General features: G+C 72.0%; 12 protein-coding genes. 3 read left to right on the forward strand and 9 right to left on the reverse strand.

Annotated features, from left to right (window positions below):
* Positions 1 to 599: 599 nt before the first annotated feature.
* Both ACFZBU_RS00120 and ACFZBU_RS00125 read left to right on the forward strand, forming a co-directional pair.
* Complete coding sequence (locus tag ACFZBU_RS00120; RefSeq protein WP_391581166.1) at positions 600 to 1,943, forward strand: hypothetical protein; 1,344 nt, start codon at positions 600 to 602, stop codon at positions 1,941 to 1,943.
* A gap of 95 nt (positions 1,944 to 2,038) precedes the next feature.
* Positions 2,039 to 3,271: an ABC transporter substrate-binding protein gene (locus tag ACFZBU_RS00125; protein WP_391581167.1), complete on the forward strand. Its 1,233-nt coding sequence runs from the start codon at positions 2,039 to 2,041 to the stop codon at positions 3,269 to 3,271.
* A gap of 325 nt (positions 3,272 to 3,596) precedes the next feature.
* Here ACFZBU_RS00125 and ACFZBU_RS00130 read toward each other — a convergent pair whose 3' ends face one another.
* The 3 genes from ACFZBU_RS00130 to ACFZBU_RS00140 form a co-directional block, all read right to left on the reverse strand.
* Positions 3,597 to 4,727, reverse strand: coding sequence for a phosphotransferase family protein (locus ACFZBU_RS00130; RefSeq protein ID WP_391581168.1), 1,131 nt, complete (start codon positions 4,725 to 4,727; stop codon positions 3,597 to 3,599).
* The gene (locus ACFZBU_RS00135) at positions 4,724 to 6,016 is read right to left on the reverse strand and encodes an acyl-CoA dehydrogenase family protein (RefSeq protein ID WP_391581169.1); all 1,293 of its coding nucleotides are present in this window, start codon (positions 6,014 to 6,016) and stop codon (positions 4,724 to 4,726) included. Before ACFZBU_RS00135 ends, ACFZBU_RS00130 begins: the two co-directional genes overlap by 4 nt.
* A gap of 214 nt (positions 6,017 to 6,230) precedes the next feature.
* On the reverse strand, positions 6,231 to 6,689 hold the full coding sequence (locus tag ACFZBU_RS00140) for a MarR family winged helix-turn-helix transcriptional regulator (protein WP_391581170.1): 459 nt from the start codon (positions 6,687 to 6,689) through the stop codon (positions 6,231 to 6,233).
* Between the two features lie 202 nt (positions 6,690 to 6,891).
* Here ACFZBU_RS00140 and ACFZBU_RS00145 point away from each other — a divergent pair, with 202 nt between their 5' ends.
* On the forward strand, positions 6,892 to 7,506 hold the full coding sequence (locus ACFZBU_RS00145) for a hypothetical protein (protein WP_391581171.1): 615 nt from the start codon (positions 6,892 to 6,894) through the stop codon (positions 7,504 to 7,506).
* A gap of 234 nt (positions 7,507 to 7,740) precedes the next feature.
* Here ACFZBU_RS00145 and ACFZBU_RS00150 read toward each other — a convergent pair whose 3' ends face one another.
* The 6 genes from ACFZBU_RS00150 to ACFZBU_RS00175 all read right to left on the reverse strand — a co-directional run bounded on the left by ACFZBU_RS00150 (position 7,741) and on the right by ACFZBU_RS00175 (position 14,261).
* Positions 7,741 to 8,985 (reverse strand): ABC transporter substrate-binding protein, encoded by a 1,245-nt coding sequence (locus tag ACFZBU_RS00150; protein ID WP_391581172.1) that lies wholly within the window; start codon positions 8,983 to 8,985, stop codon positions 7,741 to 7,743.
* A gap of 22 nt (positions 8,986 to 9,007) precedes the next feature.
* On the reverse strand, positions 9,008 to 10,219 hold the full coding sequence (locus tag ACFZBU_RS00155; protein ID WP_391581173.1) for a branched-chain amino acid ABC transporter permease: 1,212 nt from the start codon (positions 10,217 to 10,219) through the stop codon (positions 9,008 to 9,010).
* Positions 10,212 to 11,102: a branched-chain amino acid ABC transporter permease gene (locus tag ACFZBU_RS00160; RefSeq protein ID WP_391581174.1), complete on the reverse strand. Its 891-nt coding sequence runs from the start codon at positions 11,100 to 11,102 to the stop codon at positions 10,212 to 10,214. The genes ACFZBU_RS00155 and ACFZBU_RS00160 overlap by 8 nt, the downstream gene beginning before the upstream one ends.
* Positions 11,099 to 12,049 carry an ABC transporter ATP-binding protein gene (locus ACFZBU_RS00165; RefSeq protein WP_391581175.1) on the reverse strand — a complete coding sequence of 317 codons (951 nt, stop codon included), beginning with the start codon at positions 12,047 to 12,049 and terminating at the stop codon, positions 11,099 to 11,101. The genes ACFZBU_RS00160 and ACFZBU_RS00165 overlap by 4 nt, the downstream gene beginning before the upstream one ends.
* Positions 12,046 to 12,879: an ABC transporter ATP-binding protein gene (locus ACFZBU_RS00170; protein ID WP_391581176.1), complete on the reverse strand. Its 834-nt coding sequence runs from the start codon at positions 12,877 to 12,879 to the stop codon at positions 12,046 to 12,048. The genes ACFZBU_RS00165 and ACFZBU_RS00170 overlap by 4 nt, the downstream gene beginning before the upstream one ends.
* A gap of 182 nt (positions 12,880 to 13,061) precedes the next feature.
* On the reverse strand, positions 13,062 to 14,261 hold the full coding sequence (locus tag ACFZBU_RS00175) for a PucR family transcriptional regulator (protein WP_391581177.1): 1,200 nt from the start codon (positions 14,259 to 14,261) through the stop codon (positions 13,062 to 13,064).
* Positions 14,262 to 14,405: the final 144 nt, after the last annotated feature.

Genomic DNA, 14,405 nt, shown 5'->3' on the forward strand with positions numbered 1-14,405 from the left:
CCCTGATGGGTTCGGTCGGTTCGGGTTCGGCGGCTGTGGTTGCGAGGTGGGTGGCTTGGGTTGTGTGCCCACCCGCTCCACCCGTGGCGTTTGGTGTGGAGGTTGGGGTTTCAGGGGCTTCGAGGGGGCCTGCTCCGGCCCGGCGGCCCCCGGTGTGGTGAACCGCCGTTGGGTGGGTGGCTGCGGTGGGGAATCGGGCTTCCCTCGGGTCGCCGAGTTGGGCTGCGGTTCGGCGCGTCCGGCGTCTCCGACTCCGGTGCGCCCGCTTCACCGTGCCCGCGACTCCGGTGACCCCGACCGCCACCCCCGCGATCCCGGTCGCGCAGCTGAGCCGCGAATTGCCCCAAGTCGCCCGAAGGGTTGCGTACTTAGCATGTCGGTGGCTGTCTCCACAAGGGAGAACACCGTGTGGTAACCGGTCGGTCACGCGTTTAGCCTGGCCGGGTTGCCGAGCGGAACGAGGGGGCGCCCGTTCCATGTCACGCACCACAGCACCGATGTCCGGAAGTGCAGCACGGTCGGCCGCAAGTACGGCGGGAGCGGCCGGAGCCATTGCGTCGTCGGCTCGGTCCGTCGGCGGGGTGGGGGTGCGTCGGCGGGTGAGGGCTCGGCCGCGGTTGCCCTCGTCCACGCCGGGGCGGTTGGTGGCGTTGGCGTTGCTGGTGGTCCTGACCCTGGTTCCCGTGTTCACCCTGTCGGTGTTGATCGCCGACCGTTCCGAGGCGACCGCGGCCGAGTTGAAGGACCGGCGGATCCCGGGTGTGCTCGCGCTCGATCAGGCCGCTGCCGCGTTGACCGAGGCCGATCGGGCCACCGCCACGAGCCTGGTGTCCGGCGCGTTCTCGTTGACCGGACCGGGTCAGGACTATCAGGACGCGGTCAAGCGGGCGAACCAGTTCCTCACCCTGGCCGCCGATCTGCACCGCGGCGACTCCGCCGCCCGGGCCCGGCTCACCGGCGTCAACGCGCTCATGGTCGAGTACACGATCATGGTCGGCCTGGCCCAGACCGGTGGCGACGGTCCGCTGTCCCTGGCCAACGTGTTCTACGCCTCCGATCTGCGGCGCTCGATCGTGACCAACCTGTACGAGCAGCGCCGGGAGGATCTGGCGGACATTCGTGCGGCCCGCTCCACGTGGTGGGTGGGCACGTACGTGGCGGTCCCGTTCGGCGCGACCGCGTTCGTGGCGCTGTTGCTCGTGCTGTTCGCGCATGCCTATCTGCGTCGTCGCTTCCGCCGTCGGACCAGCCCGCCGCTGTTGCTCGCCACCGCCGCGTTGGCCGCGCTGATCGCCTGGACCGTGCTGCACGCGCAGAGCACGCACGACCGGCTGGCCGAGGGCGCCGGGCGGCGGGTCGTCGAGCAGTCCGCGCTGTGGCAGGCCCGGACCGCCGTGCACGAGGTGGTCGGCACCGCGGCCCTGGACATCGCCTCCGGTGGCGTCCGGCGCGCGACCGACGTCAAGGCCGGCCTCACGCTTCGGGATCTGGTCGACCCGCTTCCGTCGGCGGCGGAGATCGACGTCCTGCGGGGCGGAGCGGATCCCCGGTTCGGCGGCCTGATCGCCACTGCCCTGGCCGAGGACCGCTCGTGGGCCCTGCGCGAGGCGGGTGCTCGGGCGCTGACCGCGGTGACCGCGCTGCGTACCGCCGCGGAGGGGGTCAGGGCCCAGGCTCCGCCGGGTGGCACCCGGGACGGCGGGCCCGGGACCGAGCTGCTGACCGGTCGGGATTCCGATCGCATGTCCGGCGCGGCCGACGACGCGCAGACGGCGTTGACCGACGCGCTGATCGTGGTTCGCCGGGCGGGCGACGCGGCGCTGGCGGAGGCCGCCGACGACGGCGGGCTCACCCTCGGTGGTCCGGTGACGTGCGTGGCCGTGCTCGTACTGACCCTCGCGGGTCTGCTGATCCGCCGCTTCGAATACGGGAGGCTTCGGTGACCGAATCCGGCAGGCCGACACGGGAGTCCGCCGCGACCAGGCCCGGCAGGCCGTCGCGCAGGTCACCCCTGACCGGGCGCGGCAGGTTGAGGTCTGTGTTCGGCGCTCTGCTCCTGGTCGGCGCGGGGTGTCTTCCGGTGGCGTGTTCGACCGGTGGGTCGGACCGGGTGGTGGATGTGCTGGGCACCTGGGAGGGCAACGAACAGGAGGTGTTCGAGGACGTGGTGGCGCCGTTCGAGGAGGACACCGGGATCGACGTGCGCTTCAAGGGCACTCGTGATGTCGCGGCGGTGTTGGCCGGTCTGGTGGACGAGGGTGATCCACCGGAGATCGCGGTGCTCAGTTCGCCCGGCGACCTGTTGCACTACGCCAAGACGAACAAGCTCGCGCCGCTGGACGGGCTTCACCCGGGATACGCGCCGGAGTGGTTGGCGCCGGGCCGGGTGAACGGGCGGCAGTTGGCGGTCGTGCTGAAGGCGGCGCTCAAGAGCACCATTTGGTTCAACCCGGCCAAACTTGCCCGGGTAGGCGATCCGGAGCCGACCACGTGGACGCAACTCCAGGCCACCACCGCCAAGTTGCGGGCCGCCGGGATCACCCCGTGGTGCATGGGACTGGCCTCCAGCACCACGTCCGGCTGGCCGGGCACCGACTGGATCGAGGATCTCGTGCTGGCCCGCTCGGGTTCGGACATCTACGACGCCTGGACGGGTGGCCGACTGTCCTGGCAGTCCAAGGAGATCCGGGCCGCGTGGCAGGCCTGGGGCGAGTTGTCGACCACCCCGGACACCGTCCCGGGCGGGTCGATCGGCACGCTGCTGACCGGGTTCGACAAGTCGGCCGAGCTGCTGGACCCGCGCGGCGGCTGTGTGTTCGACCACCAGGGCTCGTTCGTGTCCGGCAACTACGCGGCCCGGACGCCGCCCGGCACCCGGCGCGACTACGACACGTTCGCCTTCCCCGGTTTCGGCACCCCGTCCCCACGCGAGGTGGCGGGTGATGTCGCGGCGATGTTCCATGCGACCCCGGCCGCCCGGGACCTGCTCGATTACCTCATCAGTACGCGGGCGCAGCAACGTTGGGTCCGGTCGGGCACCGCGCTGTCCCCGGATCGCAACGTGTCGTCGACGGCCTACCGGGACGAGGTGACCCAGGCCCTGGGCGCCGAGTTGGCCGGTGCGCCCGAGATCCGCTTCGATGCGTCCGACCTGATGCCGACCACGATGCGCAGCGCGTTCCAACGCGCGGTGTCCGCCTACGTGTCCGCCCCCGGGGACCTGGATCGCATCCTGGACGACCTGGATCGGGTACGAGCCATGGCGTACTGATCGGGCCCGGGTCGGGAGCGGGGTCGGCCGCCGGGCGAGCACATCGGAGGCGGTCGGCAGTCGTGCCGGCGAGGTCGTCGGGCCGATCGATCGAGGGCGGCGCACACACGCCCCGGCGGCCCGGGAAGGGACGACGCGGGCCCGCCCCGGCCGGGCCCGCCTCGTCTCGAAGTGTTCGCCACGCTCCCTGGCGAACACCTGCAATCTTGGCCCCTCAACCGGCTACTCATGCGTATCCGGAGTGAAGTTCTTGAGAATTTTACCTTTCTCCGCACAACCATAGAGGCATTTGCCCCGATATTCGGGGTTCGTTCCAGGCGGAACCTCACTCCTCCAGCGTGTCCCGGGCAATGTCTGCCAAACCGGATACCAGGGCCACGATCCGTGCTCGACGCGCACCCGACGCATTCGTCCCGCGACGCAGTGCACCCGCACAGACGATCGCCAGCTTGATCACCGCGAACGCTTCCCAGAACGGGATGTGACGGATGCTCAGCTCGGCGGCCCGACCGGCGGCCCGATCGAGGGCCCACCCGGTGGCCGATTCGGCGGTTGCGGCGCGGTATTCGGCGACCAGTTCGGGTGCCGTGGGCAACCCCGGGTTGGCGTCCGGCAGATGCCCGCCCCGCTCGGCGAACAACAACCGGCCCGCCGGCCCCCAATACGCCAGCAACTGGCCGAGATCCGCCTCCGGCGGCCCGAGCGTGGCCATCTCCCAGTCGAGCACCGCCAGCACCCGGTCGGGACGGGCCCGTTCGTACATCACGTTCGCCAGGTTGTAGTCGCCGTGCACGATCCGCTGCGGACCCGCCGTCGGCGTCCGGGCGGACAGGGCGGCCAGCACCTCGTCGATCGCGGGCACCGGATCCGCGCCGGACGCCGCCCATTGCCGCCGCCAGCGGCGCAACTGGCGTACCGGGTACGGCTCCGGCCGGGCGTACTCGGCCAGGCCCACCGCGCCCGGGTCCACCGCGTGCAGCACGGCCAGGGTCCGAGCCAGCGCGCGCCCGGCCGCCGCGGCGGTGGACGCGGGCAACTCCCGCACCGCATCGGCCCGGGCATGCACGACCCCGTCCAGCCGAGCCATCAGATAGAACGGCGTACCGATCACCGCCGGGTCCGAACACAGCGCGACCATCGGTGCGACCGGCACCGCGCTGCCCGCCAACGCGGCCTGGAACCGGTATTCGCGGTCCATGTCGTGCGCGGTGGGCAGTCCGCCGCGCGCCGGTGGCGTGCGCAGCACCAGGTCGGCGCCGCCGCCCCGGACCCGGTATGTGGGATTGGACGATCCGCCCGCCAGCGGCTCGATCCGCGGCTCGACCCCGGGCGCCAGCACGCCGTGCGCCACCGACCACGCGGTGAATGCGCGCAGTTGCGCCGCGTCCAGGGTTGTCGAGCCGGGTGTCGCCCCGCCCGACGACGTCCGGCCCGGCGCCGTCGGCCCCGCCGTCACGGCAGGTCCAGCCAGGTCGCGTAGCGCTGCTCCGCGACCGCGCGCCGGGTCGGGATGTGCTCGCTCGGCCACCCCTCGACCGCGGTGTGGCCGCGCAGCGCGAGCTTGGCGACCTGCGCGACGTGCACCTCGTCCGCTCCGTCGGACAACCGGAAGTTGCGCGCGAGCCGGTACATCTCCTCCAGCGGCAGGTCGGTCGAGTAACCCAGCGCACCGTGCACCTGGATCGCCCGGTCCACCACGTCGTGCAGCACCTGCGCACCCCAGTACTTGACCTCGGAGACCGCCTGCCGGGCCGCCTTGGGGCCCTCGTGGTCCCAGGTCCAGGCGGCCTTGAGGGTCATCAGGCGCAGCGCCTCGATCTCGATCGTGGACTTGGTCACCATCTGCTGGACGAGTTGGTGCTCGGCCAGCAACCGGCCGTGCGAGCGCCGGGACAGGGCCCGTTCGCAGAGCATGTCGAAGGCCCGGCGGCACTGGCCGATCCAGCGCATCGTGTGGTGGATCCGGCCGCCGTTGAGCCGCTTCTGGGCGAGCGTGAACGCATCGCCGGGGGCGCCGATCAGGTGGGTCCCCGGCACTCGGCAGCCCTCGAAGCGGATCTCCGCGTGGCCGCCCAGGTTCGCCGTCGCGGCGCCGTCGTAGGGGTGGTGCATGGTGTGTACGTCCCGCACGATCCGCATCCCCGGGGTGTCCCGTTCGACCACGAACATCGAGGCCCGGCGGTGCGGTTCGGCCTCGGGTTCGGTGACCGCGAAGACCAGGACGAAGTCCGCCCGACGTGCGTTGGAGGCGAACCACTTGTGCCCGTCGAGCACCCAGTCGTCGCCGTCCCGCACCGCCCGGGTCCGGATGCCGGTCGGGTCGGAGCCGGCCGTATGCGGCTCGGTCAGCGAGAACGAACTGGTCAGCCGGCCCGCCAGGAGCGGCCACAACCAGCGCTCCTTCTGGGCCTCGCTCGCGCCCACCGCGAGCAGTTCGCTGTTGCCCGAGTCCGGCGCCTGGTTGCCGAAGATCGCCGGTGCGGAGGGGGTCCGGCCGAGGATCTCGTGCATCAGGGCCAGTCGTAGCTGGCCGAAACCGCCGCCGCCCAGCGCCGGATCCAGGTGCGCGGCCCACAGGCCGCGGTCCTTGACCGCCTGCTTGAGCGGCTCGGTGACGGCCCGCCAGTTGTCCGCGCTCATCCGGGTTCGGACCAGGTCGAGCGGTTCGATCTCGTCGACCACGAGCCGGCGGATCCAGTCGAGTTCGGCCGCGACGTCCGGGTCGGTGCTGAAGTCCCATGCCATGGCCGGACGTTAACCCGGTTAATTAACAAGGTCAATCATCTTCCCGGGCGGACGCACCGCGCGGCCCACCGGGCGACCGAGACCGCCGCCGCGCCGGGCCACGGAACCCCGAGCCACCGGCCCGCCCGCCCCGGGCTGTCTGGCCGACGCGAACAGGACCGACACGAAGGGGGCCGATCCGACCCGGGTCGTCCCGAGTCGGCCCGCCCGGCCGTCACTCCGCGTCGAGCGGCCCGCGCAGATCCGCGACCAGGCGCTGCATCCGGTCGGCCAGATCGGTGAGTTCCGCGGCCGTCCAGCCGGCCAACTGGCGGGCCAGCATCGCGTCGTTGGCCGCCACGAACAGCCGGTAGGCCTCGCGCCCGTGCTCGGTGGCCTCCAGCAGCGCCACCCGGCCGTCGTCGGGGGCGGTGACCCGGATCGTGTAGCCACCCTCCTCCAGGATCCGGATCTGCCTACTCAGCGCGGCCGGTTGGATGTCGGCGCGCTCGGCCAACTCGGTCGGTCGGATCGGGCCGAAGTCGATGATGCGATGCAGCACGCCGATCGCGACCAGGCTGAGCGGCACGCCGGAGCGCTCGACGTGCAGGGCGTCCAGCCGGCGACTGCTCATCAGTCTGCGGATCGAGCTGATCGCCTCGTTGATCCTGCGTCGGCTCTCCACGTCGGTCATGGGCGTCAGCGTACGGGGCCGCCTGTCGGGCGACTTCGTCGCCGGCTCACGACGGTTGCAACCCCGGTGCGCACATCGGCCGGCCGGCGGGGAGAGGCGGGCGGAGCCGCCGGGTCGGGGTGCCGGTGCGCCTGCCACACGTTCGAGCCAATCGGCGCCGTACCCCTGTCCGGACGGCCCTTCGTCCTCAACACTGATCTTCGTGCATGCCGAGGTGGTCGTCGTCGACCCGCGAAACGATTCCGGAGAGCGCGCGTTCGCGCTCACCACGCCCGAGGCCGCCGTGGTGGTGGCCGCCGCGTCGACCGTGCCGGTGGGTGGGTGTGGGCACGGCATGGACTGGTTCCTGCGTCGACTGGGCGTGCACCTGCTGGCCCGGTTGACCGACCGGCCGGACCGGGGGATAGCCGACTGTCTGGCCGACACCATCGCCGAGACCGCCGCGCTGCACGGGGCCCGCTGCGACCTCGCGCACGACGCCACCCCGGCCGCGTCGGTGGTCGCGTGCCGGGTGCTGGTGCACGACCTGCAATACCTGGTGCTGGGCCCCGGGGTGGTGAAACTGCACCACCCCGGGGGCCCGACCAGCCGGATGACCGGCCCCGACGGCCCGCTGGCGGCGGTCCGGGCCCGCCCGAGCATCGCCGCACACGCCACCACCGGCACCGCGCGCCTGCACACCCTCACCGGCGCATCACTGACGGCCGACGCCACCGGCCACCCGGGCGCCCGGATCACCCTGACCTTCCGGCCCGGCCCGATCCCACCCGCCCCGTCCTCCGGCCGCCGATTCGGCCGCGGCACCCACGAGCCCTGAGGCCGGGGCCGCCCCGGGTGCCTCGAGACCCGGGGCCCCGGGCCTCGGGCTCCGGGCTCCGGGTCTCGGGCCCCGGCCGCCGGAGCGCCGGCACCCCGAGGACCCGGGCCCTCGGGGCCGGCACCCCGAAGATCCGGGCCCTCGGGCCCGGCCGGCGGACGGCCCGCGGCCCCGGCACCTCCGACCCACCGCACGGCGACGGCGCATCACCCCCGACCCGCCCGACCCAGGCGGCTAACCCGCCGCAGGCAGCTTGTACTCGTGCGTCGACGGCACCTCGAAGGCGTCCTTGGCCACCACCAGGTTGCCGGGTGCGGTCTTGCTCGGCTTGAGGATGTACGACTTGTAGGACGCCGGCTTGGTCGGGTCGGAGAAGTCCTGCGGCGCGCCGAGTCCGGTGTCCATCTGCTTCTGCTTCCGGTGCGCGGCGATGATCCCGGCGTGCGACAGGTCCTTGTCGACGCACGCCGCCTTGAGGTCCTCACCGAAGATCTTCATCGAGTTGTACCCGGAGATCACCCCTTGATCGAGCGTCCCGTCCGGGTACTTGGCCTTGTAGTCCGCGGCCAGCTTCTTCACCGCCGGCATGTCGGCGCCGATCGCGGGCGCCGCACTGACCACGTACAGGAGTTGTTCCAGCGCACCCGCCGCGGTGCTGGCCATCACCTGGGGGTGGAAGCCCGGCGCGCTGGTGAGCACCGGCACCCGAAGGCCCGCCACCGCACCGAAGCCGACCAGGGTCGCGGTCTGGGTCGGCCCGGCGCTGATCAGGATCGCCTTGACGCCGGCACCGCGCATCGCGGCGATCTGCGCGGTCAGATCGGTGTCGGTCGCCTTGATCTTCTGCTCGACGATCTGCACGCCGAGCTTGCCGGCCGCGAACTTCGCACCGGCCAGGGCGTTCTCGCCGTACTCGCCCTCGAAGTAGACGTGCCCGACCTTGTCCCCGGACTTGAGCTGGGCGGCCTGGCCCAGGAAGTCCATCGCGTTGATCATGTCGATGTCGTACGTGGTCCCGACGATCTGGATCTCGCGCCGATTGAGCAGCGTCGCGGCCCACGCCTGCGGGAAGGTCAGGATCTGATCCTGTTTCAGACTGTCCTGCAACGCGGTGACCACGGCCGAGCCGATCACCTGCGGGAAGCCCGCGACGCCGCCCTTGATCTCGGTGTAGGCGGCCACCGCCTTCTGTACGTCGTAGCCGTGATCGCGCACCGTGATGGCGAGCTTGCGCCCGCAGATTCCGCCCTGCGCGTTGATCTCGTCCACGTACAGCTGCTGTGCGTTGACGATGCTCTTGCCCAGCGGCGCGTACGGACCGGACAGGTCGGTCAGCGCGCCGAGCGTGATGGTGGTGTCGGTGATCCCGGGTCCGGTCTTGACCCCACCGGACTGCTTGTCCTTCTTGTCGTCGTCACCCTTGGTACTGCACGCCGTCGCGGCCAGCACGAGCGCCGCGAGCGCCGCCCCCACACGCACGCCATTCCGGAGCCTCACTGTGTTACCCCTTCGAGCCGGTACGGATGGAGCCCTTGGTACGTCCGAGTCGTTCGGTGCGGCCCCCGGTGGGAGTGCCGCCGGGCCGACCGCGCAGCAGGCCCACCAGCCCGCCGGGCGCGAACAGCAGGACGAGCACGATCGCCGCGCCGTACAGATAGCGCGCGGCCTCGCCGGGTCCCACCCCGGAATCCGGGCTGCCCGGCGCCACCACCAGCGGCAGCGTGTCGGCGTACTTGCTCAGCACCTGCGGCAACATCGTCACGAACACCGCGCCCACCACGGCGCCGGTGACCGAGCCGAGACCGCCGATCACGATCATCGCGAGGTAGTCGATGGACAGCGCGAGCCCGAAGTAGTCCGGCACCACGCGGTTGAAGATCATCGCGATCAGCGCGCCCGCCAGACCCGCGTACATCGACGACACCACGAACGCCGCCGAGCGGTAGCGGGCCACCGGAACGCCCATGACGGAGGCGGCGATCTCGCTGTCGCGCACCGCGCCGAGCGCCCGGCCGGGACGTCCGCGCAGCAGGTTGCGCGCGGTCAGCGCGGCGACCAGGACCAGCACCAGCGCGAAGTACCACAGCCGCTCCAGTTGTCCGAACGGGATGCCGAGCACTTCGAGGCCGTCCGGGTCGCCGTCGGTGAGCGTGAAGCCGCCGAACTCCATCGGGGTGACCGAGCGTCCGTTGAAGCCGCCGGTCACCGACTTCGCGTTGAGCATGACGTGGTGCCCGATGAACACCAGGGCCAGCGTGGCCACGCCGAGGTACATTCCGCGCAGCCGGCCGGAGATCGGGCTGAACAGGCCGCCCACGATGCCGGTCAGCAGCACCGCGAGCACCAGCGCGAGCAGCGGCGGCAGGCCCGGTCCGCTCAGCTGCTGCACGCCGACCTTGCCGGAGTCGCCCGCGAACCACACGTAGCCGTAGGCGCCGCATGCGAGGAAGAACGCGTGTCCGAGCGAGAGTTGGCCGGTGGTACCGGACAGCAGGTTCAGCCCGATCGCGCCGATCGCGGCGGCCATCGCGAACAGGCCGGTCTGCAACCAGAACGCGGTCACGTAGAACGGCAGCGCCAACAGGACCAGTACCACCGCCGTCACCGCCCCGGGCGCGGCCCACCTGCGCACTCCCGGCAGCGCGGGAGAGGCGTGCCGCGCGGGTGGTGTCTGTGCGGGCCTGGGCACCGTCGAGGACACGCGGTCAGACACGAGCACGCTCCTTCGAGCCGAGCAGGCCGGTCGGCCGCCAGATGAGCACCAGCAACATCACGACGTAGGGGGCGACATCGCCGAGGTTGGCGCCGAGCCAGGTCATGTCGCTCTGGTAGCCCGCCATCAGCGCCGCGGTCAGCCCCACCACGAGGCTGCCGAGCAGCGCGCCGGCGGCCGAGTCCATCCCGCCCAGGATCGCCGCCGGGAACGCGGCGAGCGCGATCTGTCCGGTGGAGCGATCCAGGCCGGCGGAGGGGAACGCGGCCAGGAACACCGCCGCGACGGCGGCCAGGGCACCCGCGACGCACCACGCGGTGAACTGGATCCGGCCCAGCCGGATGCCCATCAGCGCGGCGGCCTCCCGGTCCTCGGCCGCGGCGCGCATCGACAGGCCCCAGGCGGTGAACCGGAACGCCGCGAAGAACGCGCCGATCAGCAGCACCGCCACCACGATGCACGCGATCCGCGCGTCGGCGATGTGCACACCGCCCCAGTCCCGCACGCCGGCCTTCCACGGATCTCCCAGGCTCAGGACGTCGGACCCGATGCGGCGGGTGAGTTCGGTGGTGAGCAGGATGTCCACGCCGATGGTGAGGATGGTCAGGGTGTGTACCTCGGTGCGCCCCAGGCCGCGGATGAACAACACCTCGACCAGGCCCGCCACGGCGGCCGTCACCAGCACCGCGGCGAGCAGCGCGAGCGCGAAGCCGAGGTCGTCGTGCAGCTTGGCGACGGTGAATCCGCCGAGCAGCAGCAGGGACGCGTGCGCGAAGTTGATCACTCCGGACGCCTTGAAGATGACCACGAAGCCCAGCGCGATCAGGGCGTATACGGATCCGAGGGCAAGGCCGTTGAGGATGATCTCGGCGAGCTTGGTCATGTCGGGACCTCTCGGTCGGTGGCCGCCGGATCGGGCTGGTGGGGGCGGGTGGTGGTGTCGGTGGCGGGCGCTGTGGTCGGGTCGGCCGGGTCGGGCCGGCGGGCGGGGCCGTCCGGGTTCTCGGCGGAGTCCGCGTCCGAGTCCTCGCCGGTCCCGAGGTAGGCCCGGATCACCGCCGGGTCGCGCTGGATGTCGGCCGGCACACCGCTCGCGATCCGGCGGCCGAAGTCCAGCACCGTCACCTCGTCCGCGATCCGCATCACCAGGCCCATGTCGTGCTCGACCAGCACGATCGAGATGCCCAGCGAGTCGCGGATCGAGGCGATCGCATCCGAGGTCTCGGCCCGTTCCTCGGCGTTCATCCCGGCGACCGGCTCGTCGAGCAGCAGCACCTTGGGTTCCATGCACAACGCGCGGGCCATCTCGACCCGTTTGCGCATGCCGTACGGCAACAGCCCCACGGGAGCGTCGAAGACGTGCCCGAGGTGCATGAACTCGGCGATCTCCCGTGCCCGTTCGCGATGCCGGCGCTGCTCGCGGACCACCCGGGGCAGGTGCAGCGCGGTGGCCGCGAACCCGGAGGTGGTCAGCACATGCCGACCCAGCAGCAGGTTGTCCGCGACCGTGCCCCGGGTGAGCACGATGTTCTGGAAGGTACGGGCCAGGCCGAGCGCGGCGATGCGATGCGGCGGCAGCCGGGTGAGTTCGTGCTCGCCCAGGTGCACCGTGCCGCGATCGGCTCGGTACACACCGGAAAGTACGTTGAAGCAGGTCGACTTGCCCGCGCCGTTCGGACCGATCACCGCGTGGATCGAGCCCGGCGCGACGGTGAAGCCGACCGCGTCCAGCGCGACCAGGCCGGCGAAGCGCACGGTGACCGCGCGTACGGTCAGTTCGGGTACGTCGAACTCCCGCACCTCGGCGGTCTCGGTCGGGCCGACGGTCATTCCACCCACCTCCGGAGCGGCTTGCGCGGGGCCGGCATGGCCGGCGTGGCAGCGGCGTCCGCGCCGGCCGCCTCCTCCTCGCCGAGGTACAACCGTCGTACCTCGTCGGTGCGCGCGAGGTCGGCCGAGGAACCGGCGAGTCGCACCTCGCCGACGTCGAGCACATAGGCCTTGTCGGCGAGGTCGAGCGCGACCGTCACGTTCTGCTCGACGAGCAGCACGGCCACGCCCTGTGCGGCGATCTCCCGGATCACGCCGGCGATCCGGCCCACCATCATCGGCGCCAGGCCCAACGACGGTTCGTCGAGCAGCAGCAGCCGCGGTGCGGCCATCAACGCCCTTCCGATCGCCAGCATTTGCTGTTCGCCGCCGGACAACAGCCCGGCCCGCTGGGTACGCCGTTCGGCCAGGACCGGGAAGAGTTCGAAGACCCGGTCGCGGTTGGCCCGGGCCTTCGCCGTGCCGTGCTTGCCCTGCCGCAGCCCACGCGTACTCAGCGCGCCGGCCTGGAGGTTCTCGTCCACCGAGAGATTGGCGAACACCCGCCGTCCCTCCGGGACCTGGACCACGCCCGCCCGGACGATCAGGGCCGGATCGCGACCCGCGAGTCGGGTGCCGCCGTAGTGGATCGTGCCGGCGGTGACCGCGCCCCGATGCAGGGACAGCGTGCCGGACACGGCCCGGAGCAACGTGCTCTTGCCGGCTCCGTTCGCCCCGAGGACCGCCACCACGCCGTTCGCCGGGACATCGAGCGAAATACCTCGCAGGGCCCGAACCGACCGCCCGTAGACGACTTCGAGCCCCGCCACGAGGAGCGCTCCCGATTCCACCGCACCCCTCCCCGCTGTTGGAGTGACCGCGATCACAGCACGGGGTGCGACCGGAGTCCAGATCCCCGGACCACATCGGGGCATCCGACCAACGCGGTGCGTGAGCCGCTGTGCAGCGGCACAGGAGGGGTCGGTGGGGTTCGGGCGCGAGCCGGGGCGGCGGGTGCGGGCAGCGGGGCGGATCAGGTGCGCAGGCGGTGTGCGTCCAGGGCCAGGGCGAGTTCGACGAGGTCGCGGGGGAGGCCGAGTTCGCGGCCGGTCAGTTGTTCCAGGCGGCGCAAGCGGTTGAGCACGGTGTTGCGGTGGCAGAAGAGGCGCCGGCCCGCGCGCACCGCCGAGCCCCCGGAGTCGAGCCACGCGCCGAGCGTGCCGAGCAGGAGATCGCGGTCCACCGGGTCGAGCGCCAGGATCGGCCCGAGCACGCGCGCCGCGAGATCGTGCGCCAGATCGGGCTGCGAGGCGACCAGCGCGGCGGGCAACCGCTCGTCCAGTCGGGCGCATTCGCCGTCGGCGGTACACGTTCGCAAGGCGATCTCGGCGAGCCGCCGCGCCCGGCCGAGTGCGGCGAGCCCGTCGACGATCGCACTGATGCCGGCCCGGGACCCGGCCGCCGGGCCGAACGTTTCGGCAACCTCGTCCAACCCCGCCGTACCGAGCAGTACGACCGCGAACTCCCCCTCCATGCGGGCCCGCCACACCACCCGCACGCCGTCCGGCGCCGCCCGCCTGGGCGCGTCGTGCACCCCTGTGCCGGGCAGGGGATGGCGCAACGCGACCACGGCATAGCGGCCCCGCTCGGGCAGGTCGAGCACCGCTGCCGCGGCGGCCAGGTCGGCCGCCGGCGCCCGGCCGTCCAAGAGCGTGTCCAACAGGGCGTGCACCCGTTCGTCATGACGATTCGTCAGCTCCGCCTCGACCCGCCGATACGCATCGGCGATCGCCGCGGCATGCCCGTCGACGAAGTTCCACACGTCGGTGGCCACGTGCACCAACAGCCGCACCTCGTCCGGCTCCTGCTCCGCAGCGACCTCGACCAGGGTCTGCCACAGGAGCACTCCGCCGAGTCGGTAGGCGTGCAACAGGGCCTCCAGCGGCACGCCTTGCTCGGCCCGCCGCCGGGCAAGCCGACCGGAGGCCCACCGGCTGCCCTCCAGCTCGCGGGGCCACACCGCGAGTGCTCCCACCCCGACGCGCAACGCCTCGTGCGCACTCTGCCAGAGCTCGTCCGGCGGCACGCCGCCGTCCAGATAGGCGGGTTCGAGCGCTTGGAGCTCCGCCACGAGCCGATCCGTCAACTCCGGCAACCGTGCCGGCAACACCCGAGCCGCCCGCCGCAACAACGCGGTGTGAGCCGACCCACCGGACAACTCCGCTTCGACCATCGTTCCCCCACCCCCGCAAGGCCAAGGACGCCGTCCGGGGCAACACTGACAGATCGGGGGCCCGGGTAAACAGGAGATGATCGAGCCGGATCCCAGATGTGACGTGCGGGCGAGGACGCGCCGAACGAGGTGGGGCGCCGGGGC

Source organism: Embleya sp. NPDC008237 (assembly GCF_042956465.1).
Lineage (GTDB): Bacteria > Actinomycetota > Actinomycetes > Streptomycetales > Streptomycetaceae > Embleya.